Source organism: Burkholderia sp. MSh2, assembly GCF_000731655.1.
Lineage (GTDB): Bacteria > Pseudomonadota > Gammaproteobacteria > Burkholderiales > Burkholderiaceae > Burkholderia > Burkholderia paludis.
This window is the reverse complement of sequence record NZ_JPGM01000005.1, coordinates 168675-189627: the sequence shown is the minus strand read 5'-3', so window position 1 is coordinate 189627 and position 20953 is coordinate 168675. Positions and strand designations below refer to the sequence as shown.

The following is a 20953-nucleotide window of genomic DNA, read 5'->3' as shown; positions in this document are numbered from 1 at the left end:
GACCGATTCTTCTGGAGAACCCGATATGTCCGATTCGAATCCGCTGCCGCTGCGCGTCCTGTTCTGCTGCGGCGTGTCGCAGAACTTCTTCGACCTGCCGCGCGAGAAAATCGGCGAAGTGTGGCAGGCGTACGGCGCGATGCTCGCGGCCGTCGAGGCGATGCCCGGCGTGCGCGTGCTCGGCGTAATGGACGACGACCGCCTGGTGGTCGGCCAGGCCGACGGCGCGCCGTGGACGTTCTACATCATGGCCGACGTCGCCGATTTCGACACGACGGTCGCGGTGTGCAACCTGTATCGCACGACCCCCGTCGGCGAATACAACCTGTGGCGCTACGGCAAGATCGAGGCGCGGGTCGGCCGCGCGCTGACCGTGCCGCCGGCCGCGAAGCCCGCATCGTGAGCCGCGCGATGACCGCTCTGCCACCGGACCGGATCGACGCACTCGCGCGGCGCATGGCGGCGCTCGACGCCGAGCGCGCGGTGCGCGCGACGATCACGCGCTACATGGCGCTGTGCGATGTGCCCGCCGATGCGGGCGACGGCCCGTCGCTCGCCGAACTGTTCACGAGCGACGCCGTGTGGGAAGGCGTCGGCCCGCAGTACGCGCGGAAGTTCGGCCGCCTCGAAGGCACGGCCGCGATCGTCGCGATGCTGGGCCGCTATCTGCCGCCCGATCCCCATTTCTCGGCGAACCTGCACTTCCTGACGTCGGAGTCGATCGACCTCGACGACGGTCACGCGCATGCGCGCGGCCGCTGGATCATGCTGCAGGCGTCGCGCTACGCGGACGGCTCGGCCGAGCTGATCGCCGCGCGCCTGACCGTCGATTTCGCGCCGGCGGCCGGCGGCTCCGCGTGGCTGATCCGCCATTTCCGCACCGAACGCGTGCTCGACGGCCCGTGGCCGCTCGCCGCCGCGCCACGGTCCTGATGCTTCCCCCCGCTTTCGCACGATACCGACCATGACAGGCTTCATCGACACCTTCACGCTCGGCGGCCCCGGCCCTACGGTCGCGATCAAGGACACGATCGACATCGCGGGCCATCCGACCCGCGCGGCGAGCCGCGCGCTCGCCGATGCGCCGCCGGCCACGCGGCACGCGGACGTGGTCCGCCTGCTGCTCGACGCGGGCTGGCAGATCGCCGGCAAGGCGAACATGCACGAACTCGCGTTCGGGATGACCGGCCTCAACGACTACACCGGCACACCCGTCAATCCGCAGGACGCCGCGCGCATTCCCGGCGGCTCGTCGAGCGGTTCCGCGTCGCTCGTCGGGCTCGGCACGGTCGACGCGGCGCTCGGCACCGACACCGGCGGCTCGATTCGCGGGCCGGCCGCGTGCTGCGGCGTGGCCGGACTGAAGCCGACGTTCGGCCGCGTGTCGCGGCGCGGCGTCGCGCCGGCCGATACCACCCTTGATTGCATCGGACCGTTCGCACGCGATATCCGCACGCTCGTCGCCGTGATGGCCGCGATCGCGCCGGGCTTCGATCGCGCGCTCGCCGCGGCCTCCATGGCGCGCTGCACGGTCGCGCACATCGCCGTCGACGCCGATCCGGCGATCGCCGCCGCGCTCGATGCCGCCCTCCGTGCGTCGGGCCTACGCTCGCACGGGGTCGTGCTCGACGACATGCCGGCCTCGTTCGCGGCCGGGCTCACCGTCATCAACGCGGAAACGTCCCGCGCGTTCGGTCACCTGGTCGAAACGGGCCGGCTCGGCGCCGATCTCGATGCACGCCTGCGCGCGGCCGCGACGACGACACCGGCCGCCCTCGCCGAAGCCGAAGCCGTCCGCGCGCGTTTCACCGCGCAGGTCGATGCGGCGCTCGAGCACGCGGACGCGCTCGTGCTGCCGACGCTGCCCGCGCTGCCGATCACGCTGCGCCAGGCGCGCGACGGCGTATCGGTCATCGCGATGTCGTCGCTGATCCGGCCGTTCAACCTGAGCGGGCATCCGGCGCTCAGCCTGCCGCTGCCGCTCGCCGGTTCGCCGCTGAAGGCGGGCCTGCAGATCGTCGGGCGCAAGGGCGCGGACGAACAGGTCTGCGCGATCGCGGCGCACTTCGAAGCGGCGCTTGCCGCATGAATCACGATGCGGGCGCCGTGCCCACCGGCATGCGCCCGCGAACCAGGGAACCACGCACCATGTCAGATCGAGTCGTCCTCGTCACCGGCGCCGCGCGCGGGCTCGGCGCCGTCATCGCCGAGCGCTTCCATGCGGCCGGCTACCGCGTCGCACTGGCCGATATCGCCGCCGATGCCGTTCAGGCGCATGCGCGCGATCTCGACCCGAGCGGCGAACGCGCGATCGCGCTGCCGCTCGACGTCACGTCGAAGCGCGATTTCGAAGCCGCGCGCGATGCGCTCGTCGCGCGCTGGGGCACGATCGACGTGCTCGTCAACAATGCGGGCGCGTCGAAGGTCGTGCCGGCGATGGAGATCACGGCCGAGCAGTTCGACCGGGTGATCGACGTGAACCTGCGCAGCGTGCTGTTCGGCTGCCAGGTGTTCGGCCGCTATTTCGCGGAACGCGGCGCGGGCCGCATCGTCAACATCGCCTCGCTCGCCGGGCAGAACGGCGGCTCGGCGACGGGCGCGCACTACGCGGCCGCGAAAGGCGGCACGCTGACGCTCACCAAGGTGTTCGCCCGCGATCTCGCCGCGCAGGGCGTGACCGTCAACGCCATCTCGCCGGGCCCGCTCGACCTGCCGATCGTGCATGAAAGCGTGGCGCCGGAAAAGCTGCGCCAGGTCCTGGCAAGCCTGCCGGGCGGCAAGCTCGGGTCGGCCGGCTTCGTCGCGGATGCCGCCGTGCTGCTCGCGTCGGGCGACGCGCATTTCGCGAACGGCGCATGCTGGGACATCAACGGCGGGCTCTACATGCGCTGAGCCCGGCCGGCCCTATCGCGACGACTCGCCGTCGTCGCCCCACACGACCATCACGTCGCGCACGAGCGCGGCGATCGACGTCGCGCCGAGCTTCTCCTTGATGCTCGCGCGATGCACGTCGACGGTCTTCACGCTGATCGACAGGTCCGACGCGATCTGCTTGCTGCCCTTGCCGTCCACGACGCCGCGCAGCACCTCCTTCTCGCGCGCGGTCAGCGCATCGAGCCGCTGGCGCAGCTCGCGGTGGCGCCGGCTCACCGCGTGCCGCTGCTGCGCGAGCCGCAGCGCGCGCTGCACGCGTTCGAGCATCTGCTGCGAGTTGTACGGCTTCTCGACGAAATCGATCGCGCCGTTCTGCAGCGCGCGCACCGACATCGGGATGTCGCCGTGCCCGCTGACGAAGATCACCGGCAGCGTCGCGCCGCGCGCGTTCAGTTCGGCCTGCACGTCGAAGCCGCTCTTCTCGGGCATCCGCACGTCGAGCACGAGGCATGCGGGCAGGTTCACGTCGAAGCGTGCGAGGAAATCGGCGGCGCTCGCGAACCCTTCGGACGCGATGCCGACCGATTCGAGCAACCACGCGAGCGACGTCCGCATGCCGCTGTCGTCGTCGACGATGTATACGATCGGTGCGGGTGCCATCATCGCGGGTGTCTCGCTGAATATCGGTATGGGTATCGCACACGCCGCGCGAAAGGCCGTCGGCCGGCTCCTCGCGCGTCGTTCGCCGGGGGGTGTGCGGCACATCATAACGAGCCGAAAACCCGCTGGAAACCCCTTCACGGGCCGCACGAACGCACAATCGCGGTTTTTTTCGCGCGGGGCGCCGCGCATCTAGGTAGAACCTTTAGACGCGTTGGCGGGAACGCCATCCCGATCGTCAATCGTGCGAATGGTCGGCCGTATTTTCGTGACGTACGCTCGGGTCATCGTCGGCGATCCGGCGCTGCACCGGCAGCGCCGCGCGAGCGCCGCTTTCGTCCAACCAGGAGTGTCCATGTCTTCCACGACCGATATCCGGCAACCGGCGCGCGTCGAACCGACCGACGCGCAGAAGGCCTTCCGCCAGGCGATGGCCCACCTCGGCGCGGCCGTCAACGTGATCACCACCGCCGGGCCGCACGGCCGCTGCGGCATCACCGCGAGCGCCGTGTGTTCCGTCACCGACGCGCCGCCGACCCTGCTCGTGTGCCTGAACCGGTCGAGCGCGATGCACGCGACCTTCGAGCGCAACCGCCATGTCTGCATCAACGTGCTGCCGGCCGAGCACGAGTTGCTCGCACGGCACTTCGCAGGACTCACCGACCTGCCGATGGAGCGGCGTTTCGACCTGCCCGTCTGGGATCGCGGCGAGCAGGACGTGCCCGTGCTGCGCGACGCGCTCGCGAGCCTGCAGGGCACGATCGCCGACATGAAGGAAGTGGGCTCGCATTCGGTGATGTTCATCGAGGCGACGGCGATCCGCGTGCGCGACGACGGCGACAGCCTCATCTACTTCAGCCGCGCGTTTCATCGCGTGTCGCGCACCGCTTGCGCGCGGTGACGCCCGCCTGACTACGCGGGCTTGCGCAACGCGCGCTGCCCCGCCGCGAGCGCGGCGCCCGCGAACAGCGTCAGCGCCGAATACACGAGCCCGCGCGCGAGCCCTGCGCTGTCCGACACCCAGCCGATCGCGACGGGCCCGGCGATCTGGCCGAACGCGAAGACCGTCGTGAACGCGCTGATCCCTTTCGCCCACCCGTCGGGCGGCAGGTTGTGCCTCACGAACGCGGTCGTCGACGCGACGGCCGACAGGAACGTCGCGCCGAACAGCACGCCCGAGGCGAATGCGGCGACCGGATGCACGACCATCGCCGGCATCAGCGTCGCGATGCCGAGCAGCGCGTTGAGCACGGCCAGCGCCTGGCCGCCGCGCATCCGGTCGAGCAGCCCCGACCACAGCCGCGCCGACACCACGGTCGCGACGCCGAGCATCACGTAGAACGCGGCGACCACCGTACCGCTCATCCCCGCGCCGCGCAGCAGCGCGACGATGAAGGTCATGTACCCGATATAGCCGACGCCGAACAGGCCGTACCCGGCCAGCGCGAACGCAAAGCGGGCCGCGCTCGCATTCGCGCCCGATGTCGCGCCGTCGCGCGGCGCGGCCGGCGCCGCATGCGCGCGCTCGATGCGACGCGCGGCCGACACGGCCGCCGCCGAGAACAGCACGCAGGCGCACGCGAGCGCGAACCACGCGGGCTGCCAGCCGTGCGCGCCATGCGCGAGCGTGGCCGGCACGAGCAGCGACGACGCGACGACGCCCCATCCGGTGCCGCCGTAATAGAGGCCGAGCAGCAGCCCCGCGTCGCGCGGCGACGCCGATGCGAGCCGCGCGGCCAGCACGCCGCCGCTGATGAAGATCAGCGCGCTGCCGATGCCCGTCGCGAGCCGCTCGACGAGCAGCGCGTGCATGCCCGACGTGAGCCCGCACGCGGCCATCAGCAGCGCGGTCAGTGCACAGCCGGCCGCCAGCAGCGTGCCCGCGCGCCAGCGCCGCGACAGCGACGGAAACGCGAGTGCGCCGACCAGATAGCCGGCCGCGTTCGCCGTGTTCAGCGCGCCGGCCTGCGCGAAGGTCCAGCCGAGATCGGCCTTCATCGGCGGCAGCAGCAATGCATAGGAGAAACGCGCGAGGCCGAGCGCGATCGCGCTGCCGAGCGACAGGCAGATCGCGAGCCGCCACGCGGCGATGCGGTCGGAATCGGTGGCGCCGGCGTCCGGCCGCGAGGGGCCGGCGCGTTCCGGTTGCGGCGCTGCGCGCATCGGGGTGTCTCCTTCGTCGTTCGAGTCGCGCCGCCGCAATGGCGGCGGCAGCAGCGGCGTGCTCAGGCTTCGGCCGCCGCCGGGTCGCCGAGCCACTTGAACATCACCAGGCAATCGACGAAGCCGAACCGCGCGTGACGGTATGCGCGCGGCAGGCGGCCGACGATCTCGAAGCCGAGCTTGCTCCACAGCGCGACCGCCGCGTCGTTGGTCGCGACCACGGAGTTGAACTGCATCGCGAGAAAGCCGCGCTCGCGCGCGATCTGCTGCGAGTGCTCGCACATCAGGCGCGCGACGCCGCGGCCGCGTGCGGCCTCGCTCACCATGTAGCCGCAGTTGGACACGTGATTGCCGGGCCCGGCCGCGTTCGCCTTCAGGTAGTACGAGCCGAGCACCGCGCCGTCTTCCTCGGCGATCCACGTGCAGAGCGGTGCGTCGAGCCACAGGGCGCGCGCCGCTTCGGGCGTCGGCGCGGGATCGAATGCGTAGGTTTCCTGAGCGGCGACGACCGCGCGGTAAATCGGCCAGAAGCGCGGGAAATCGTCGTCGGTCATCGGGCGAATCGAAATCATGCGGATGCTCTCGTGAAGGTCCTGCGTGAAGGTAGCCGATCGTACCGCGATTCGTCACCCGCCGCCGTCCCGCAGCACGCCGCTGCGGTACACGCCCGGCGGCACGCCGTACCAGCGCTTGAACGCCTGCGAGAAGCTCGACAGGTCGCTGAAGCCGAGCCGCTCGGCCACGTCCGTGAGCGACAGGCGCGCGTCGCCGAGCAGCGTCTCGGCCATCACGCCGCGCGCCTGCGCGAGCAGCGTCCGGAACGTCGTGCCCTCCTCCTGCAGCCGGCGCTTCAGCGTGCGCGGGCTCGTGTTCATCAGCCGCGCCATGTCCTCGAGCGAAAACGGCGCGGTGCCGGACGTCGCGCCCAGGTACTGGCGCACCATCTCCGACGTGCCCAAGCGTGCGCGCCGCGCGTCGACCAGTTGCGCGCACATCTGTTCGCACATCGACACCGTCAGCGGATTCGCGTGCGGCAGCGGCCGGTCGAGAAACGCACGGTCGAACGCAAGGCTGTTCGCGCGCGCCGAGAACACCGGCTCGGCGCCCGCGATCGGCGGCACGACGAGCGACGGCGCACGCGCGGCCTGCAGCGTGAAGCGCGACAACGCGAAATCGTCGCTGGCGATTTCCTGCAGCAGCACGGCTGCCGCCGTCATGTCGCGTTCGACGAGAAACCGGCTCAGGTCGCCGTCGAGTTCCGGCGCACCGAAATTGAGCACGCCCATGCCGTGCTCCTCGCGGTACGTGATGACGGTGTACGCATACGTGAGCGGCAGGAAGCGCATCGCCAGCGCCAGCGCGTCGTGCCCGGTCGCGCTCGCGATCAGCCCGTAGCCCCACACGCCGTATGCGGAAAAGTGATAGCGCAGGCCGGCCTCGAACCCGAGGCCCTGCGCGCGCCCGAGCGCGCGCAGCAGGTTGCCGGTCAGCCGCAGTTCCTGCGCGGCCGTCACCTCGACGTTCGGGTCGTCGAGCTGCGTGTCCGCAAGCCCCGTGCCAGCCAGCAGTTTCGCGTGCGGCACGCCGCGTTCGTCGCCGAAATCGACCAGCAGCCGGGCGCTGGCCGGACTCCGGGTGAAATCCCAGAAGCTCATGCGGAGAAACCCTCGAAGCGCCGATTTGGCCCAAATACTAAAACAATTGTCCCGAAGCAGCATTGGTGTTTTCCCATGCGGGCAGCACCATCGACGTCATTCAGCCGTCGCCCGAACGACGCCATCGCCCCGCAGGAGACACCATGCGACCGAGTCGCCCGACCGATCCCGCCCCCGAAGAAGAATGCCCGCGCGCGGCGCCCGCCGACGCGCCCGCGACGCCGCGCGTCGCTTGATCCATCGACCATCAGGAGACGATTCCATGAGCAAGACTTTCGACTACATCGTTGTCGGCGGCGGTTCGGGCGGCTGCGTCGTCGCGGGGCGGCTGACCGAGGACCCGGCCGTGACCGTCTGCGTGCTCGAGGCCGGCGGCCGCGGCGACGGCGCCGTCGTCAACGTGCCGACCGGCGCGGTCGCGATGCTGCCGACCCGCGTGAACAACTGGGCGTTCGACACGGTGCCGCAGCCGGGGCTCGGCGGGCGCATCGGCTACCAGCCGCGCGGCAAGGCGCTGGGCGGCTCGTCGGCGATCAACGCGATGGTGTACATCCGCGGCCACCGGGTCGACTACGACGGCTGGGCCGCGCTCGGCAACGAAGGCTGGGCGTACGACGACGTGCTGCCGTACTTCCGCCTGAGCGAGCACAACGAGCGCTTCGCCGACGAATGGCATGGCCGCGACGGCCCGCTGTGGGTCAGCGACCTGCGCACCGGCAACCCGTTCCACGCGCGCTACCTGGAAGCCGCCCAACAGGCCGGCCTGCCGCTCACCGACGATTTCAACGGCGCGCAGCAGGAAGGCATCGGCATCTACCAGGTCACGCAGAAGCACGGCGAACGCTGGAGCGCGGCGCGCGCGTACCTGCTGCCGCACGTCGGCCGCCGCGACAACCTGACGGTCGAGACGCATGCGCAGGTGCTGCGGCTCCTGTTCGACGGCACGCGCGCCGTCGGCGTCGAAGTGCGGCAGCACGGCGAGGTCCGCACGTTGCGCGCGCGCCGCGAAGTCGTGCTTGCAGCCGGCGCGCTGCAGACGCCGCAGTTGCTGTTGCTGTCGGGCGTCGGCCCGGGCCGCGACCTGCAAGCGCTCGGCATCCCGGTGCACGCCGACCTGCCCGGCGTCGGGCGCAACCTGCAGGATCATCCGGATTTCATCCTCGGCTACCGCACGCGCAGCGCCGACACGATGGGCGTATCGGTGCGCGGCGGCCTGCGCATGCTGCGCGAGTTCGCGCGTTTTCGCCGCGAACGGCGCGGGATGCTGACGTCGAATTTCGCGGAAGGCGGCGGCTTCCTGAAGACGCGCGCCGGGCTCGACGCGCCGGACATCCAGTTGCACTTCGTGGTCGCGCTCGTCGACGATCACGCGCGCAAGCTGCATGCCGGCCACGGGCTGTCGTGCCACATGTGCCTGCTGCGGCCGCGCAGCCGCGGCACGCTCACGCTGAACGGCGTCGATCCGCTCGCGGCGCCGCGCATCGATCCCGCGTTCCTCGACGATCCGCGCGACCTCGACGACATGGTCGCGGGCTTCCGGCTCACGCGCCGGCTGATGGAGGCGCCGGCGCTCGCGCGCTGGATCACGCGCGACCTGTTCACCGCGAACGTCACGACCGACGACGAAATCCGCGACGTGCTGCGGCGGCGCACCGACACCGTGTATCACCCGGTCGGCACGTGCCGGATGGGACACGACGCGCTCGCCGTCGTCGATCCGCAACTGCGCGTGCGCGGCCTGCAGGGGCTGCGCATCGTCGATGCGTCGGTGATGCCGACGCTGATCGGCGGCAACACCAACGCGCCGACGATCATGATCGCCGAGAAGGCCGTCGACATGATGCGCGGCGTGTCCCGCGCAGCGGCGCGGCAGGATGCCGAATCCGACGACGCCGCCGCCGCGGCAACCGGGCGCGACGACGCCCCTGCTTCACACGCCACGCTCACTGCCGTCCCGTCGGAGGAAACCCGCCATGCTGTCGCCTGATCCTTCCCGCATCACCGAAGCCGACGCCCCGCTGGCGGCGATCGTCATCGGCGCCGGCTTCGCCGGCATCGGCATGGCGATCGCGCTGCAGCGCGCCGGCATTCACGATTTCGCGATCCTCGAACGCTCGCACGACGTCGGCGGCGTGTGGCGCGACAACAGCTACCCGGGCGCGGCGTGCGACGTGCCCTCGCACCTCTACTCGTTCTCGTTCGAACCCAACCCGGCGTGGTCGCGCGTGTTCGCGCCGCAGCCCGAAATCCACGCGTACCTGCGGCATTGCGCACGCAAGTACGGCCTCGCGCGCTACCTGCGCTTCGGCGCGCAGGTCGAACACGCGCGCTACGACGAAGCCGCCGCGCTGTGGCGCGTCACGCTCGCCGACGGCACGACGCTGAGCGGCGCCGTGCTCGTGAGCGGCACCGGCCAGCTGAGCCGCCCCGCGCTGCCCGACCTGCCCGGCATCGACACCTTTCGCGGCCGCGCGTTCCACTCCGCGCACTGGGATCACGACTATCCGCTCGCCGGCAAGCGGGTGGCCGTGGTGGGCACCGGCGCGTCGGCGATCCAGTTCGTCCCGGCGATCGCCGGCGACGTACGGCGCCTCGTCGTGTTCCAGCGCTCGCCGGCCTACGTGATGCCGCGCCCCGACCGCGCCTACCGCCCGTGGGAGAAGGCGCTGTTCCGGCGGCTGCCGGGGGCGATGAAGCTGCATCGCGCGTCGATCTACCTGCGCTACGAATCGCGCGCGATCGCGTTCACGCGCCTGCACGGGCTGATGGATTTCGCGGTCGGCCGGCCGTTTCGCAAGCTGCTCGCGCGCGACGTGCCGGACGCTGCGCTGCGCGAGCGGCTCACGCCCGACTACCCGATCGGCTGCAAACGCATCCTGCTGTCGAGCGACTACCTCGCCGCGATGAGCCGCGACAACGTCGCGCTCGTCACGCAGCGGATCCGGCGCGTGACCGAAAACGGCATCGAGACCGTCGACGGCGTGCACCACCCGGTCGACGCGATCGTCTACGGCACCGGGTTCGCGGCCACCGAGTTCCTGTCGCCGATGCGCATCACGGGCCGCGACGGGCGCGACCTGAACGACACGTGGCGACGCGGCGCGCAGGCGTATCTCGGGCTTGCCGTGCCCGGCTTTCCGAACTTCTTCATGCTGTACGGCCCGAATACCAACCTCGGCCACAACTCGATCGTCTACATGCTCGAAAGCCAGATCGCGCATGTGATGCGCTGTCTGCAGACGATGCGGCGCGACGGCGCGCGCGAGATCGACGTCGACGCGCGCCGCTACCGGCGCTTCAACGCCCATGTGCAGCAGCGGCTCGAAGGGTCGGTGTGGAACAGCTGCAAGAGCTGGTACGTCGATGCGTCGGGACACAACAGCACGAACTGGCCGGGCTTCACGCTGACCTACCGGTGGCTCACGCGCTTAACCGGGCTGTCCGCGTACCGCCTCACGCATCCGCTGCCCGATGCGGCCGCGCCGGCGCACGGCGCCGTCGTCGCGCCGCCCGCCGGCCGGCTGGAGGCCCTCTCCGCCGCGTCGCTGCGCGGCTTCCTGCGCGTGGCGTTCCGGCCGCTGATCGGGCCGCCGTTCGGCGCGCGCATGCAGCGCCGCGTCGTCGCGCTGCTCGCGCCGCTGATGCCCGGCGCGGGCGGCACGCTGCGCTACCGCCTGAACGCGCGGCGTGTGCCGGTCGAAGTGGTGGCGCCGAAGCGCGGCGACACGGGCGGCGCGATCCTGTATCTGCACGGCGGCGCGTTCTGCCTCGGCGGTCCGCATACGCATCGCGGCGTGACGACCCGGCTCGCGAACGACGCCGGCCTGCCGGTGTGGGTGCCCGATTACCGGCTGGCCCCCGAGCACCCGAGCCCGGCCGCGCTCGACGATGCGCTGGCCGTGTACGACACGATGCGTGCGCAGGGTCATGCGGCGCACCGGATCGTGATCGCGGGCGATTCGGCCGGCGGCGCGCTGGCGCTGGCGCTCGCCATCGCGCTGCGCGCGCGCGGCGAACCGGCCGCCGCCGCGCTGCTGCTGATCTCGCCGGTGACCGACCCGGCGCTCGGCGGCGCGACGCTGGCCTCGCGCCGCCACGACGATCCGATGATCCGGCGCGGCTGGCTCGAACAGGGGCTGCGCTGGTACCACGGCGCCGGCTCGACGGCTGCGCCCGGCCCGCTCGACGTCGACCTGCACGGCCTGCCGCCGATGCTGATCCAGGCCGGCGACCAGGAAGTGCTGCTGTCGGATGCGCAGCGGCTCGCGCGTCATGCGCAGGCGTGCGGCGTGCCGTGCCGGCTGGAGATTCACGCGGCACGCTGGCACGTGTTTCATCTGCAGGCGTTTTACCTGCGCTCGGCGCGGGACGCGTTGCGCACGCTGGCGGGGTTTGCGTCGGAACGCGTCGCCGCATCGCCGCATCGCCGCGACGGTGTGACGGTGTGACGGTGTGACGGCGTGACGGCGTGATGGCGTGATGGCGTGACAGTGAAGCGGTAACACGCCGCGACCAGTGCCGCGCGTCACCGCGTCACCGCCTCACCTCTTCCCCACTCGACCGCACGGCGCACGCGCAGCCACCGCCCCCGCTTGCGACGAAGCGACATCGTCTTGCGAAAACCGGCCGTTTATTTTTTTCCGTCACACAGGGCCGTCATGATCTCCCGCAGCCCCGGCCGCGCGCCGGGGCGACGGCCCACCCACCTCGGCGGAGACATCATGAAAACAAGCCACACCCTCGGCGCGCTTGCGCTGCTCTGTTGCATCGGCATCCAGTGCGCGGCGCCGGCCTTCGCCGACGAACCGAAGAAGGTCGCGTTCGTCGACACCGGCAACACCGGCCGCAGCGTGATGGCCGAAGCGATCGCGAACCAGCTGATCGCGCAGCGTCACGCGCATGTCTCGGTGATCTCGCGCGCGGTCGACGAGGATCCGTACGACGAAAAGCCCGAGGAAAACGGCGTGATCCTGATGAAGCGGCGCGGCATCGACACGTCCGCGCATCGCGCGGTGCAGTTGAACGCAAACGACGTCAAGCATTCCGACGTGATCCTGACGATGACCGACAAGCACAAGGAGAAAGTGCTCGCGCTCTACCCGTCGGCAGCCGGCAAGGTGTTCACGCTCGCCGAATACGCGACCGGGAAGCACCTCGACGTGCCCGACGCATGGGGCAAGCCGATCGACTTCTACGAATCGGTGACCGCGCAGCTCGACACATATCTCCCCGCCGCGCTCGACAAGGTCGCGACGGCCACGCCGGCGAAGCAGTAACGCTCGAAGGCCTGTCGGTTCGTACGGCGCGCAATGCGCCGGCGCCGGCAGGCTTGCCGTTCACGTCTTTCCCTCCAGCACCCCGCCCGCCGCGCATGCCCGCCATCGGGCCATTCACCTTGGCCATTCGGTCAGGTCGTCACCCGGCGCACCGGATGAAAGAATGATCGTCGTTCGGGAAGCCGGTTTCGCTGCCTGAAATCCCGCACCTCGAAGAGGCCGCATGCACTGCCACTGCCGCGCATGCGGCGCGGCGTGTCGCCCCGATTCGCGCATGCGCGTACACCCCGGCGTGCGCCATCCGGCGGCTCGCACGCCCCCTCCTTTTCCATCCACCCTTTTTTGTAGCTTATAAGTTACAATGCTCTCCAGGTTCGAACTGCTTCGCTACCAGCGCGACGATGGCCGCGAGCCCTTCACCGAATGGTTGAACGCCGTGCGCGACAAGCTTGCACTGGCCCGGATCCGCGAACGCCTGCGCCGCGTGCAGACCAGCAACTTCGGCGATTGCGAGCCTGTCGGCGAAGGCGTGATCGAACTGCGCGTCCACATCGGCGCCGGCTATCGCGTGTATTTCGGGCGATACCGCAGTGCACTGGTGCTGTTGCTGTCTGGCGGCGACAAGAGCAGTCAACCCGACGACATCAGGCGCGCCAAGGAACACGGGTCGAACTGGAAACGGAGGCAAACATGACCAAGCTCAAAGGGGCGGTGTCGCACCACGACGCGGAAGTCGCCGAACTCGGCGCCGATCGCGAACTCGCCGTGGCCTACCTGCGCGTCGCGATGGAGTCGCTCGACGATCCCGACAACCGCGCGGCCGGCCTGCTCGCGCTGCGCACCGTCGCGGAAGCGTACGGCGGGCTCGGCGCCGTCGCGGCCGAAGCCGGCATCAGCCGCGAATCGCTGTATCGCACGCTGTCCCCCAACGGCAACCCGACGCTGAAAACGCTGCTCGCGGTGCTCAAGACCGTCGGCTTGCGCCTGTCCGTCGTCCCCGCTCAGCCGGCGCACCGCCCGCTCACGGCCTGACCGTCCACACCAGCAGCATCTCGGCCGGCGCGGCCGTCATGCCCGCTGGCGGACGCGCGATCGTCGGCTCGACCGCCAGCGCCTGCGCGATCGTCGCCGGATCGTCCACCGCCGTCGTGCGCACGATCGTCATCAGCCGCGCCGGCCGGCGCAGCGTTTCGCGATACAGCGCGCCGTACCACAGCGGCCGCATGCCGAACGCGTCCTCCAGCACGTACGGATAGCGCCACAGCCGCAGCACGAGGCGGCTGGCCGGCTCGCCCGGATCGACGCGCACGAACACGCGGCGCGTGCTTTCGCCGTGCGTGTAGCGCGGCAGCACGGGCAGCGCATCGGGCGCCGCCTGCGGCGACAGCCAGCGCAGCGCGGCAGCCGGCGACCACGGCGTCGCGCGCTGCCAGCCGGCCCGCGCGAGATGGCGGTCGAGCGTGTCCGACGTTGCGCTCCATTGCAGCGGCAGATACTCCTCGCGGTCGCCGCCGATCTCGGTGCGCCGCGTCGGCACACGCTGCCACCCGCCGCGCAGCCACTGATCGACGGTCATCGCGACCACGTCGCCCGCGTGCGGCCGCGACGCCCGGTCGAGCCGCCATTGCGCGGGGATCGTCCATACACCGACCGTCGCGAGCACCACGACCACCGCGACGAGCGCGCCGCGCGGCTGCACATGCTCGTTCACGCGCCAGTAGGCATGGGCGCCCGCGAGCAACGCGAACCAGGCCAGCCCGAGGCTCCAGCCGCCGAGCAGGCCCGACAGCCACGTGTCGCCGACGTACAGCCGCGCGAAGCCGCCGAGCACGATCCAGAGCACCACCGCCGTCACGACCTGAATGCGCCAACGTGCAGGCCGGTCGCGCGTCAACACCCAGCCGAGGCCGCTGCTCGCGAGGATCGCGAACGCAGCGTCGCCATCGGGCAGCGGCACGTGCAGCGCGCCGGGCGGCAGGTTCGCGGGCATCGCGCCGGGCCCGCCCGCGCCGAACACCGGCCCGAGCGCGACGGCGATGGCGATCGTCAGGAGCCACCACGCGGCCGTCAGCCAGCAGCGATGGATCATCAGCCAGACGAGCAGCGCGGCCGCGACGATCAACCCCGCATCGTGCCCGTGCAACACCGCGAGCGCGCGCATCGCGACGTCCGCGGGCGGCGTGCGCAGGTTCTGCAGGAACGCGTACAGCGCGATGTCGGCGTGCATCAGCGAATCGTTCGCGACGACCTCCGGCACGAGGTCCGCGAACAGCCACACGCAGCCGGTGAACAACAGCGCAAGCCCGGGCACCGCGCCCGGCAGGCGACGCCCCCGCGCGATCGCGTCGTGCAGCCGCGCGCCGAACCGCGGCCAGCGGCGCGCGCCGGCATGCCCGGCCTCGGCGAGCGCGCGGCGCAGCAGCGGCCAGCCGCGCCGCAACGCGACGCGCACGCCGATCCACACGAGCGCGACCAGCGCGGCAACGACCAGCAGGATCACGGCGACCCGCACGCTGATCGCCGCGGCCAGCGCGGCCGACGCGCCGAACAGGATGCCCGGCGCGACGTGCACGGGCGCCCACACGAGCGCCGAGATCAGGTTGACCGGATAGAACGACCGGCGCGGCAGCGCAGCACAGCCGACGACGACCGGCACGACCGCGCGCACCGGCGCGAGAAAGCGCGCGAGCACGATGCTTTTCATCCCGTGACGCAGCACGAATTCCTCGCCGTGCGCATAAGCGGCCGCATAGCCGAAACGGGCCCATGCGTTGCGGATCACGCCGCCGTAGTGCCGCCCGAGTTCGTAGCTGATCCCGTCGCCGATCACCGCGCCGACGGCGGCGACGCCGATCGTCGTCCACGCGTCGAGCGCGCCCGCGCCGATCAGCGCACCGGCCGCGAACATCACGGCGCCGGCCGGCACGACCGTGCCGATCAGCGCGATCGCCTCGGCGCACGCGGCCACGAACACGATCGCCAGCACGAGCATAGGATGCGCGCCGATCGCGCCGATCCACGCGTGGATCGTGTCGCTCATCGCGCGCTGCGCGGCAGGCCGGCCCGGCGTGCGGACACCGGGCAGGCAGCGGCGCGGGAAAGGTTCATCGCGCGTTGCGCGCGGCCGCGCCGGCGGGCGCGGTCAATCGAACTCGTGCCGTCGCGCATCGGCCTCGAGCGGCGCGTCGTGGTAGCCGACCGTCGCGATCTCCTGCAGGTAGCGCGCGAGAAACGCGCCGATCGATCCGGCGGCCTCGTACTGATGCACATGACGGAATTCATGGGTCAGCAGGCGGCGCGAGTCCTGCCCGCGCAACACGTACACCGCATGACCGAGCGTGAGCCCGATCGTCCCCGGCGACAGCAGCCCCGTGTCGCGGGCGATCGCGGCGAGCGAGGGCGTGTCGGGGAACGGCATGCGCTCGACCGTCACGACGCGGACCCGCTCCGGATGCTCGACGCCCACCGTGCGCGCGTCGTCGGCTTGCGCCGCCGTCAGCGGCGCGCCCTGCGCGATGCCGCGCGCCGCCTCTGCTTCGGCCCATGCGACGGCAGCGGGCAAGGCGGACGGCAGGATATCGGCAAGATCGGTCATCGCGGGGCTCCTCGGGTCGTGGCGTGGCATCGGGCACCAGTTTAGTCCCGAATCGGGCGATTCGCGGCCGGCGCGCGGCCGGCACGCGTCACAAGGTTCAGGTGCGCCCCGGCCGCGCCCCGCATCGGGGCATACCCGGATCCGGCGCACTCCACCTCGTACGCTTTCCCCCGGATTATTTCGCTTGAGTGCACATTCCGGGATCAATCATCTCGAAAATTTCCCGGATGAGTATCGCTTTCGGATTCCGCGGAATATATTGATCAGAAGAACGACCGCGGCAATCACCGGACGGCAGGGCGCGGTGTCATCCCGAAGAGGATCGCTCGATGATCAGGGTAATTCTGGCTGACGACCACGCAGTCATGCGGGACGGACTGCGTTACATCCTGGAAATGGCCGGCGGGTTCGAAATCGTCGGCGAGGCGAGCGACGGCTCGGCCACGCTCGCGCTGGTCGAGCGCGGCACCGCCGACGTCCTGCTGCTCGACCTGTCGATGCCCGCGCCGACCGGCATCGAGCTGATCCGGCTCGTGAAGCACCACGCGCCGTCGCTGCGCACGCTCGTGCTGACGATGCATGCGGAGGCGCAGTACGCGGCGCGCGCGTTCAAGGCCGGCGCGACCGGCTACCTGACGAAGGACAGCGCGACCGCCGAGCTTGTCGAGGCCGTCGGCAAGGTCGCCGCGGGCGGCGTCTACGTCAGCCCGTCGGCCGCCGAAAGCCTCGCGCGCACGCTGCGCACGCCGGCCGCGACGCTGCCGCACGAACGGCTGTCCACGCGCGAGCTCGACGTGATGCGCCGCATCGTCGCGGGCCAGACCGTCACGCAGATCGCGTCCGAACTCGCGCTGAGCGCGAAGACGGTCAGCACCTACAAGACGCGGATCCTCGAGAAGATGGAGTTGCCGCACGAAGCCGCACTGGTCCGCTACGCGGTGCGCCACGATCTCGACCTCGGCGTCGGCGACGCATGACGGCCGCCCTCCGCTTCCCGCCCGCGCCGCCCGACGACGACGATCCGGACGCGTCGCACCTGTTCATGTCGTCGCTGCCGCCGGGCCGCCGCGAACGGCGGCTCGCGCTCGCAACCGTGCTCGTGTCCGCCGTGATCTTCGCCGCGCTGGCGCCGTTCGCGGGGAGGCCGCTCGCGCCGGGCGGCGGGTTCATCCCCGTGTACCAGTCGGCGATCGTCGTCAACGACATGGTGACGGCCGGCCTCCTGCTCGGCCAGTACGCGATCCTGCGCGACAAATCGCTGCTCGTGCTCGCGGGCGGCTACCTGTTCACGGGTTTCATGGCCGGCACGCACATGCTGACCTTTCCCGGGCTGTTCGCGACGGCCGGCCTGCTCGGCGCCGGCGACCAGACCACCGCGTGGCTTTACCTGTTCTGGCACAGCGGCTTTCCGCTGACGGTCGCCGCGTACGCGCTGCTGCGCACGACGCCGCCCCCGATCCCGGCCCCGCGACACCGCACGGCGATGCCGATGATGCTGTGCATCGCGGCCGCGGCTGCGGCGACGGTCGCGCTCGCGCTGTTCGCGACCGCCGGCCACGCATGGCTGCCGCGCATCATGAACGGCAACCGGATGGCCGCGCCGATGGCGAACGCGATCTCCGTCGTCTGGGGACTGAACCTGATCGCGCTGCTGCTGATGTGGCAGCGACGCCGCCGTCACTCGGTGCTCGATCTGTGGGTGATGACCGTGCTCGTCGCGTGGCTGTTCGACATCGCGCTGTCGTCGATACTGAACCAGGGGCGCTACGATCTCGGCTTCTACGCGGGGCGTGCATACGGCCTCGTCGCGTCCGGCGTCGTGCTGTTCGCGATGCTGTTCGAGAACGGCCGGCTGCACGCGCAGACGGTGCGCGCGCTGGCCGGCGCACGCTACCAGCACCTGCTCGTCGTGCAGAAGAGCGCGCAGCTGAACGATGCGAACGAACGGCTGGAGCAGCGCGTCGCCGCGCGCACCGCGCAACTGAGCGCGTCGAACCGCGACCTGCGGCGCGAGGTCGAGGAGCGCGTGCGCGCGGAGCGTGCACTGCAGGCGTCGCGCGAGGAACTGCGCGAGATCGCCGCGATCAGCGCGAGCGCGCGCGAAGCCGAGCAGCGCCGCATCGCGCGCGAACTGCACGACGAACTCGCGCAAACGCTCGCGACGCTGAAGAACGATCTCGAATGGCTGCTCGACCGCGTGCCGCAGGACGACGCGCTGCTGGCGCGCAAGATCGCGGCGATGCACGGGCTGGCGCGCGATGCGGTCGCCGCGACGCGTCGCATCGCGTCGGACCTGCGCCCGCTGATGCTCGACGATCTCGGCTTCGCCGCGGCAATGCAATGGCTCGTGGAGGATTTCCGGCGCCGTCACGGCATCGACTGCGCGCTGCACGTCGATCCGCCCGAGCTGCAGCTAGACGAGCCGTACGCGACGGCCGTGTTCCGCATCGCGCAGGAAGCGCTCGCGAACGTCGCGCGGCATGCCGCCGCGTCGCATGCGAGCGTCGCACTCGCCTGCGGGCGCCGGGCGATCGCGCTGACGATTCGCGACGACGGCACGGGCTTCGATCCCCGCCTGCCGCGCAAGTCGGGCTCGTTCGGGCTGGTGGGCCTGCGCGAGCGCGCGTATCTCGTCGGCGGCACGCTGCGGATCGCGACGACGCTTGGCGAGGGGACGACGATCGACGTGGAGATTCCGCTGCCGCATGTGCCCGTCGCGGCCGCGCCGCGCGGGGATGGGCGGGCGCGGGTGGATTGACGCGGGCGGCGATGCGCGCCGCCGCGCCGGTCGCGCGTCAGTAGCAGTCTTCTTCCCGCTGATGCCGTACGGCGAGAATCGCGACCTGCTCGGCCGCTTCGACCTGGAACAGCAGGACATGGCCCGCTGCGCCGAAGGAAACGAGCTGCTCGCGCAGGAACGGGTTGTCATCGTCGATCTTGCGGCACGTGAACGGAAACAGGCGAAGCACGGCGACGCCGCCTCAACATCACGTTCGAGCCAGTATCGATACAGGCTCGCAAGGTCTTCGCGCGCGGCTCGCGTATATCGAACCCGATAGATCAATCAGCCGCCTTCGCCGCACGCGCTGCCTTCAGCATTCCATCGAGCTCGGCCTGTACGTCGGTGGCATCGACGTAATCACCGGTACGACGCGCGTTGTCGCGCGATGCCAGGCCACGAGCGACGAACCCGCGCTGCCGGCGTCGACGCGCAATGCCGTCGCGCAGCACCGACTCCGTGAACGCAGACAGCGTCTCGTTTCCCACAAGGACCGACTCCGCCTCCTCCCGCAGTTGCGGATCGACGCGCAGCGCCGGCATGGTCGCAGTTTTCATCGCCTTCCTCGCGCATTACATATGTAATGCACGACAGCACGCCCGCCTTTTGCGTGCATCCGGATACGCACCCCCGCCCCCTCACGCCCGCGCCGCCACCATCGCGCGCTCCGAGCGCGTCCACGCGACCAGCGCGCCGATGCCGAGCAGCGCCAGGCACACGATCGGCACGATCATCGGCCCGAACGCGGTGCCGGTCGCCTTGCCCGCGAACGGCATCAGGTTCTGGCTGAAGAAGCCGCCCAGGTTGCCGATCGAGTTGATCGCGGCCACGCTCGCCGCCGCCCGCGCGCCGGTGAAGTAGCGCGGCGGCATCGACCAGAAGCACGGATACAGCAGCGGAATGCACGCGCCGCCGAGCACGAGCGCGACGAAGCGCAGCGGCGTGGACGGCAGCACGAGGCTCAGCAGGAAACCGAGCGCGCCGAGCGCCGCGACGATCGCGATCGTGCGCAGGATGCTCTTCGCGCGGCGCAGCTTCGCCGGCAGCCACAGCAGCAGCAGCACCGCGAGCGCCCACGGCAGCATGCTCAGGAAGCCGTTCATGCTGCTCGACACGCCGAACGACTTCACGAGCGTCGGCAGCCAGTACGTGACGCCGTACAGCGACGTCGACATCAGCATGTAGGTCGCCGCGAACAGCATCACGCGCGGATCGAGCAGCGCCTTCCACGGCTGGCCGTGCTCGGCCTGCGCCGGCTTCTCGCGTTCGAGCGCGGCCTCGACGATCGCCTTCTCGCGCGCATCGAGAAAACGCGCGTCGCGCACCGACGCGGGCAGCACGCGGAACACGACGATCGCGACGATCACCGCCGGGATGCCGGTCGCCACGAACACCCACTGCCAGCCCGCGAGCCCCCACACGCCGTTCAGGCTCAGCAACACGCCGCCGACCAGCGAGCCGAGCATGTTCGCGAGCGCGCTGCCGAGCGTGAAGATGCCGAGCACCTTCGCGCGATAGCTTTGCGGAAACCACAGCGTCAGGTAGTAGATCACGCCGGGATAGAAGCCGGCCTCGGCGATCCCGAGCACGAAGCGCAGCGCGCAGAACGCGGGCATCGACGTCGTGAAGCCCATCAGCACCGTGATGAGGCCCCACGTAAGCATGATCCGCGCCAGCCACAGGCGCGCGCCGTAGCGATGCAGCGCAAGCGTGCTCGGCACCTCGAACAGCAGGTAGCCGATGAAGAACAGCGACGACGCGAGGCCGAACGCGGCTTCCGTCATCCCGAGGCTGTGCACCATCTGCAGTTTCGCGAAGCCGACGTTCTGCCGGTCGATGAACGCGATCAGGAACATCACGACGAGGATGGGCAGCAGGCGCCGCGCCATCTTCGACATGATGCGCTGCTCTTCGGCGGACGCGGGGTCCAGGGTATCGGTAGCGCTCACTT

At 70.7% G+C, this 20953-nt stretch carries 20 protein-coding genes and 1 pseudogene; 12 read left to right on the top strand and 9 right to left on the bottom strand.

Annotated features, from left to right (window positions below):
- The first annotated feature begins 25 nt into the window (after positions 1-25).
- Genes GQ57_RS04400 through GQ57_RS04385 form a run of 4 tightly spaced genes read left to right on the top strand, consistent with a single transcriptional unit; the run spans position 26 to position 2892 of the window.
- Positions 26-403, top strand: coding sequence for a hypothetical protein (locus GQ57_RS04400; RefSeq protein ID WP_021161073.1), 378 nt, complete (start codon positions 26-28; stop codon positions 401-403).
- Positions 404-411: 8 nt separating this feature from the next.
- Positions 412-933, top strand: coding sequence for a nuclear transport factor 2 family protein (locus tag GQ57_RS04395; protein ID WP_034197170.1), 522 nt, complete (start codon positions 412-414; stop codon positions 931-933).
- Positions 934-964: 31 nt separating this feature from the next.
- Positions 965-2089, top strand: coding sequence for an amidase (locus tag GQ57_RS04390; RefSeq protein ID WP_034197169.1), 1125 nt, complete (start codon positions 965-967; stop codon positions 2087-2089).
- 59 nt (positions 2090-2148) lie between these two features.
- Positions 2149-2892 (top strand): SDR family NAD(P)-dependent oxidoreductase, encoded by a 744-nt coding sequence (locus tag GQ57_RS04385; RefSeq protein WP_031402243.1) that lies wholly within the window; start codon positions 2149-2151, stop codon positions 2890-2892.
- Positions 2893-2904: 12 nt separating this feature from the next.
- On the opposite strand, the gene GQ57_RS04380 is transcribed toward GQ57_RS04385, so the two are convergent.
- On the bottom strand, positions 2905-3537 hold the full coding sequence (locus tag GQ57_RS04380) for a response regulator transcription factor (protein ID WP_031402242.1): 633 nt from the start codon (positions 3535-3537) through the stop codon (positions 2905-2907).
- A gap of 352 nt (positions 3538-3889) precedes the next feature.
- On the opposite strand from GQ57_RS04380, the gene hpaC reads away from it, so the two are divergent.
- A complete protein-coding gene (gene hpaC, locus GQ57_RS04375; protein ID WP_031402241.1) occupies positions 3890-4435 on the top strand; it encodes a 4-hydroxyphenylacetate 3-monooxygenase, reductase component in 546 nt (181 codons plus the stop codon).
- 11 nt (positions 4436-4446) lie between these two features.
- On the opposite strand, the gene GQ57_RS04370 is transcribed toward hpaC, so the two are convergent.
- From GQ57_RS04370 to GQ57_RS04360, 3 genes are all read right to left on the bottom strand, one after another.
- A complete protein-coding gene (locus GQ57_RS04370) occupies positions 4447-5697 on the bottom strand; it encodes a YbfB/YjiJ family MFS transporter (protein WP_034197227.1) in 1251 nt (416 codons plus the stop codon).
- 62 nt (positions 5698-5759) lie between these two features.
- Complete coding sequence (locus GQ57_RS04365) at positions 5760-6269, bottom strand: GNAT family N-acetyltransferase (RefSeq protein ID WP_031402239.1); 510 nt, start codon at positions 6267-6269, stop codon at positions 5760-5762.
- Positions 6270-6323: 54 nt separating this feature from the next.
- Positions 6324-7352: an AraC family transcriptional regulator gene (locus tag GQ57_RS04360; RefSeq protein WP_034197168.1), complete on the bottom strand. Its 1029-nt coding sequence runs from the start codon at positions 7350-7352 to the stop codon at positions 6324-6326.
- A 262-nt stretch (positions 7353-7614) separates the two neighbouring features.
- On the opposite strand from GQ57_RS04360, the gene GQ57_RS04355 reads away from it, so the two are divergent.
- From GQ57_RS04355 to GQ57_RS04335, 5 genes are all read left to right on the top strand, one after another.
- On the top strand, positions 7615-9339 hold the full coding sequence (locus GQ57_RS04355; RefSeq protein WP_034197167.1) for a GMC family oxidoreductase: 1725 nt from the start codon (positions 7615-7617) through the stop codon (positions 9337-9339).
- Complete coding sequence (locus GQ57_RS04350) at positions 9326-11800, top strand: alpha/beta hydrolase fold domain-containing protein (protein ID WP_034197166.1); 2475 nt, start codon at positions 9326-9328, stop codon at positions 11798-11800. The genes GQ57_RS04355 and GQ57_RS04350 overlap by 14 nt, the downstream gene beginning before the upstream one ends.
- A 273-nt stretch (positions 11801-12073) precedes the next feature.
- Positions 12074-12628, top strand: a complete 555-nt coding sequence (locus GQ57_RS04345) for an arsenate reductase/protein-tyrosine-phosphatase family protein (RefSeq protein ID WP_031402235.1) — start codon at positions 12074-12076, stop codon at positions 12626-12628.
- Between the two features lie 361 nt (positions 12629-12989).
- A complete protein-coding gene (locus GQ57_RS04340) occupies positions 12990-13322 on the top strand; it encodes a type II toxin-antitoxin system RelE/ParE family toxin (RefSeq protein WP_034197165.1) in 333 nt (110 codons plus the stop codon).
- Positions 13319-13660 (top strand): helix-turn-helix domain-containing transcriptional regulator, encoded by a 342-nt coding sequence (locus tag GQ57_RS04335; RefSeq protein ID WP_031402233.1) that lies wholly within the window; start codon positions 13319-13321, stop codon positions 13658-13660. Before GQ57_RS04340 ends, GQ57_RS04335 begins: the two co-directional genes overlap by 4 nt.
- Here the strand turns inward: GQ57_RS04335 and GQ57_RS04330 are convergent.
- Together GQ57_RS04330 and GQ57_RS04325 are read right to left on the bottom strand one after the other, a co-directional pair.
- Positions 13650-15668, bottom strand: coding sequence for a VTT domain-containing protein (locus tag GQ57_RS04330; protein WP_034197164.1), 2019 nt, complete (start codon positions 15666-15668; stop codon positions 13650-13652). The genes GQ57_RS04335 and GQ57_RS04330 overlap by 11 nt on opposite strands.
- Positions 15669-15770: 102 nt before the next feature.
- Positions 15771-16223, bottom strand: coding sequence for a hypothetical protein (locus tag GQ57_RS04325; protein ID WP_031402231.1), 453 nt, complete (start codon positions 16221-16223; stop codon positions 15771-15773).
- A gap of 329 nt (positions 16224-16552) precedes the next feature.
- On the opposite strand from GQ57_RS04325, the gene GQ57_RS04320 reads away from it, so the two are divergent.
- Positions 16553-17200, top strand: coding sequence for a response regulator (locus tag GQ57_RS04320; RefSeq protein WP_034197163.1), 648 nt, complete (start codon positions 16553-16555; stop codon positions 17198-17200).
- Positions 17197-18981, top strand: coding sequence for a sensor histidine kinase (locus GQ57_RS04315; RefSeq protein ID WP_031402229.1), 1785 nt, complete (start codon positions 17197-17199; stop codon positions 18979-18981). Before GQ57_RS04320 ends, GQ57_RS04315 begins: the two co-directional genes overlap by 4 nt.
- 37 nt (positions 18982-19018) lie before the next feature.
- Here the strand turns inward: GQ57_RS04315 and GQ57_RS41315 are convergent.
- The 3 genes and pseudogenes from GQ57_RS41315 to GQ57_RS04300 form a co-directional block, all read right to left on the bottom strand.
- Positions 19019-19287: pseudogene (locus GQ57_RS41315) on the bottom strand (type II toxin-antitoxin system RelE/ParE family toxin).
- Positions 19284-19559, bottom strand: a complete 276-nt coding sequence (locus GQ57_RS04305; RefSeq protein WP_034197162.1) for a YlcI/YnfO family protein — start codon at positions 19557-19559, stop codon at positions 19284-19286. The pseudogene GQ57_RS41315 and the gene GQ57_RS04305 overlap by 4 nt, the downstream one beginning before the upstream one ends.
- 81 nt (positions 19560-19640) lie before the next feature.
- On the bottom strand, positions 19641-20951 hold the full coding sequence (locus GQ57_RS04300; protein WP_031398220.1) for an MFS transporter: 1311 nt from the start codon (positions 20949-20951) through the stop codon (positions 19641-19643).
- Positions 20952-20953: the final 2 nt, after the last annotated feature.

What these genes read in the sequence shown, in the direction of transcription:
- GQ57_RS04400 (WP_021161073.1), top strand. Translation starts at nt 26, where the DNA reads ATGTCCGATTCGAATCCGCTGCCGCTGCGCGTCCTGTTCTGCTGCGGC.
- GQ57_RS04395 (WP_034197170.1), top strand. Translation starts at nt 412, where the DNA reads ATGACCGCTCTGCCACCGGACCGGATCGACGCACTCGCGCGGCGCATG.
- GQ57_RS04390 (WP_034197169.1), top strand. Translation starts at nt 965, where the DNA reads ATGACAGGCTTCATCGACACCTTCACGCTCGGCGGCCCCGGCCCTACG.
- GQ57_RS04385 (WP_031402243.1), top strand. Translation starts at nt 2,149, where the DNA reads ATGTCAGATCGAGTCGTCCTCGTCACCGGCGCCGCGCGCGGGCTCGGC.
- GQ57_RS04380 (WP_031402242.1), bottom strand. Translation starts at nt 3,537, where the DNA reads ATGATGGCACCCGCACCGATCGTATACATCGTCGACGACGACAGCGGC.
- hpaC (WP_031402241.1), top strand. Translation starts at nt 3,890, where the DNA reads ATGTCTTCCACGACCGATATCCGGCAACCGGCGCGCGTCGAACCGACC.
- GQ57_RS04370 (WP_034197227.1), bottom strand. Translation starts at nt 5,697, where the DNA reads ATGCGCGCAGCGCCGCAACCGGAACGCGCCGGCCCCTCGCGGCCGGAC.
- GQ57_RS04365 (WP_031402239.1), bottom strand. Translation starts at nt 6,269, where the DNA reads ATGATTTCGATTCGCCCGATGACCGACGACGATTTCCCGCGCTTCTGG.
- GQ57_RS04360 (WP_034197168.1), bottom strand. Translation starts at nt 7,352, where the DNA reads ATGAGCTTCTGGGATTTCACCCGGAGTCCGGCCAGCGCCCGGCTGCTG.
- GQ57_RS04355 (WP_034197167.1), top strand. Translation starts at nt 7,615, where the DNA reads ATGAGCAAGACTTTCGACTACATCGTTGTCGGCGGCGGTTCGGGCGGC.
- GQ57_RS04350 (WP_034197166.1), top strand. Translation starts at nt 9,326, where the DNA reads ATGCTGTCGCCTGATCCTTCCCGCATCACCGAAGCCGACGCCCCGCTG.
- GQ57_RS04345 (WP_031402235.1), top strand. Translation starts at nt 12,074, where the DNA reads ATGAAAACAAGCCACACCCTCGGCGCGCTTGCGCTGCTCTGTTGCATC.
- GQ57_RS04340 (WP_034197165.1), top strand. Translation starts at nt 12,990, where the DNA reads ATGCTCTCCAGGTTCGAACTGCTTCGCTACCAGCGCGACGATGGCCGC.
- GQ57_RS04335 (WP_031402233.1), top strand. Translation starts at nt 13,319, where the DNA reads ATGACCAAGCTCAAAGGGGCGGTGTCGCACCACGACGCGGAAGTCGCC.
- GQ57_RS04330 (WP_034197164.1), bottom strand. Translation starts at nt 15,668, where the DNA reads ATGAGCGACACGATCCACGCGTGGATCGGCGCGATCGGCGCGCATCCT.
- GQ57_RS04325 (WP_031402231.1), bottom strand. Translation starts at nt 16,223, where the DNA reads ATGACCGATCTTGCCGATATCCTGCCGTCCGCCTTGCCCGCTGCCGTC.
- GQ57_RS04320 (WP_034197163.1), top strand. Translation starts at nt 16,553, where the DNA reads ATGATCAGGGTAATTCTGGCTGACGACCACGCAGTCATGCGGGACGGA.
- GQ57_RS04315 (WP_031402229.1), top strand. Translation starts at nt 17,197, where the DNA reads ATGACGGCCGCCCTCCGCTTCCCGCCCGCGCCGCCCGACGACGACGAT.
- GQ57_RS04305 (WP_034197162.1), bottom strand. Translation starts at nt 19,559, where the DNA reads ATGAAAACTGCGACCATGCCGGCGCTGCGCGTCGATCCGCAACTGCGG.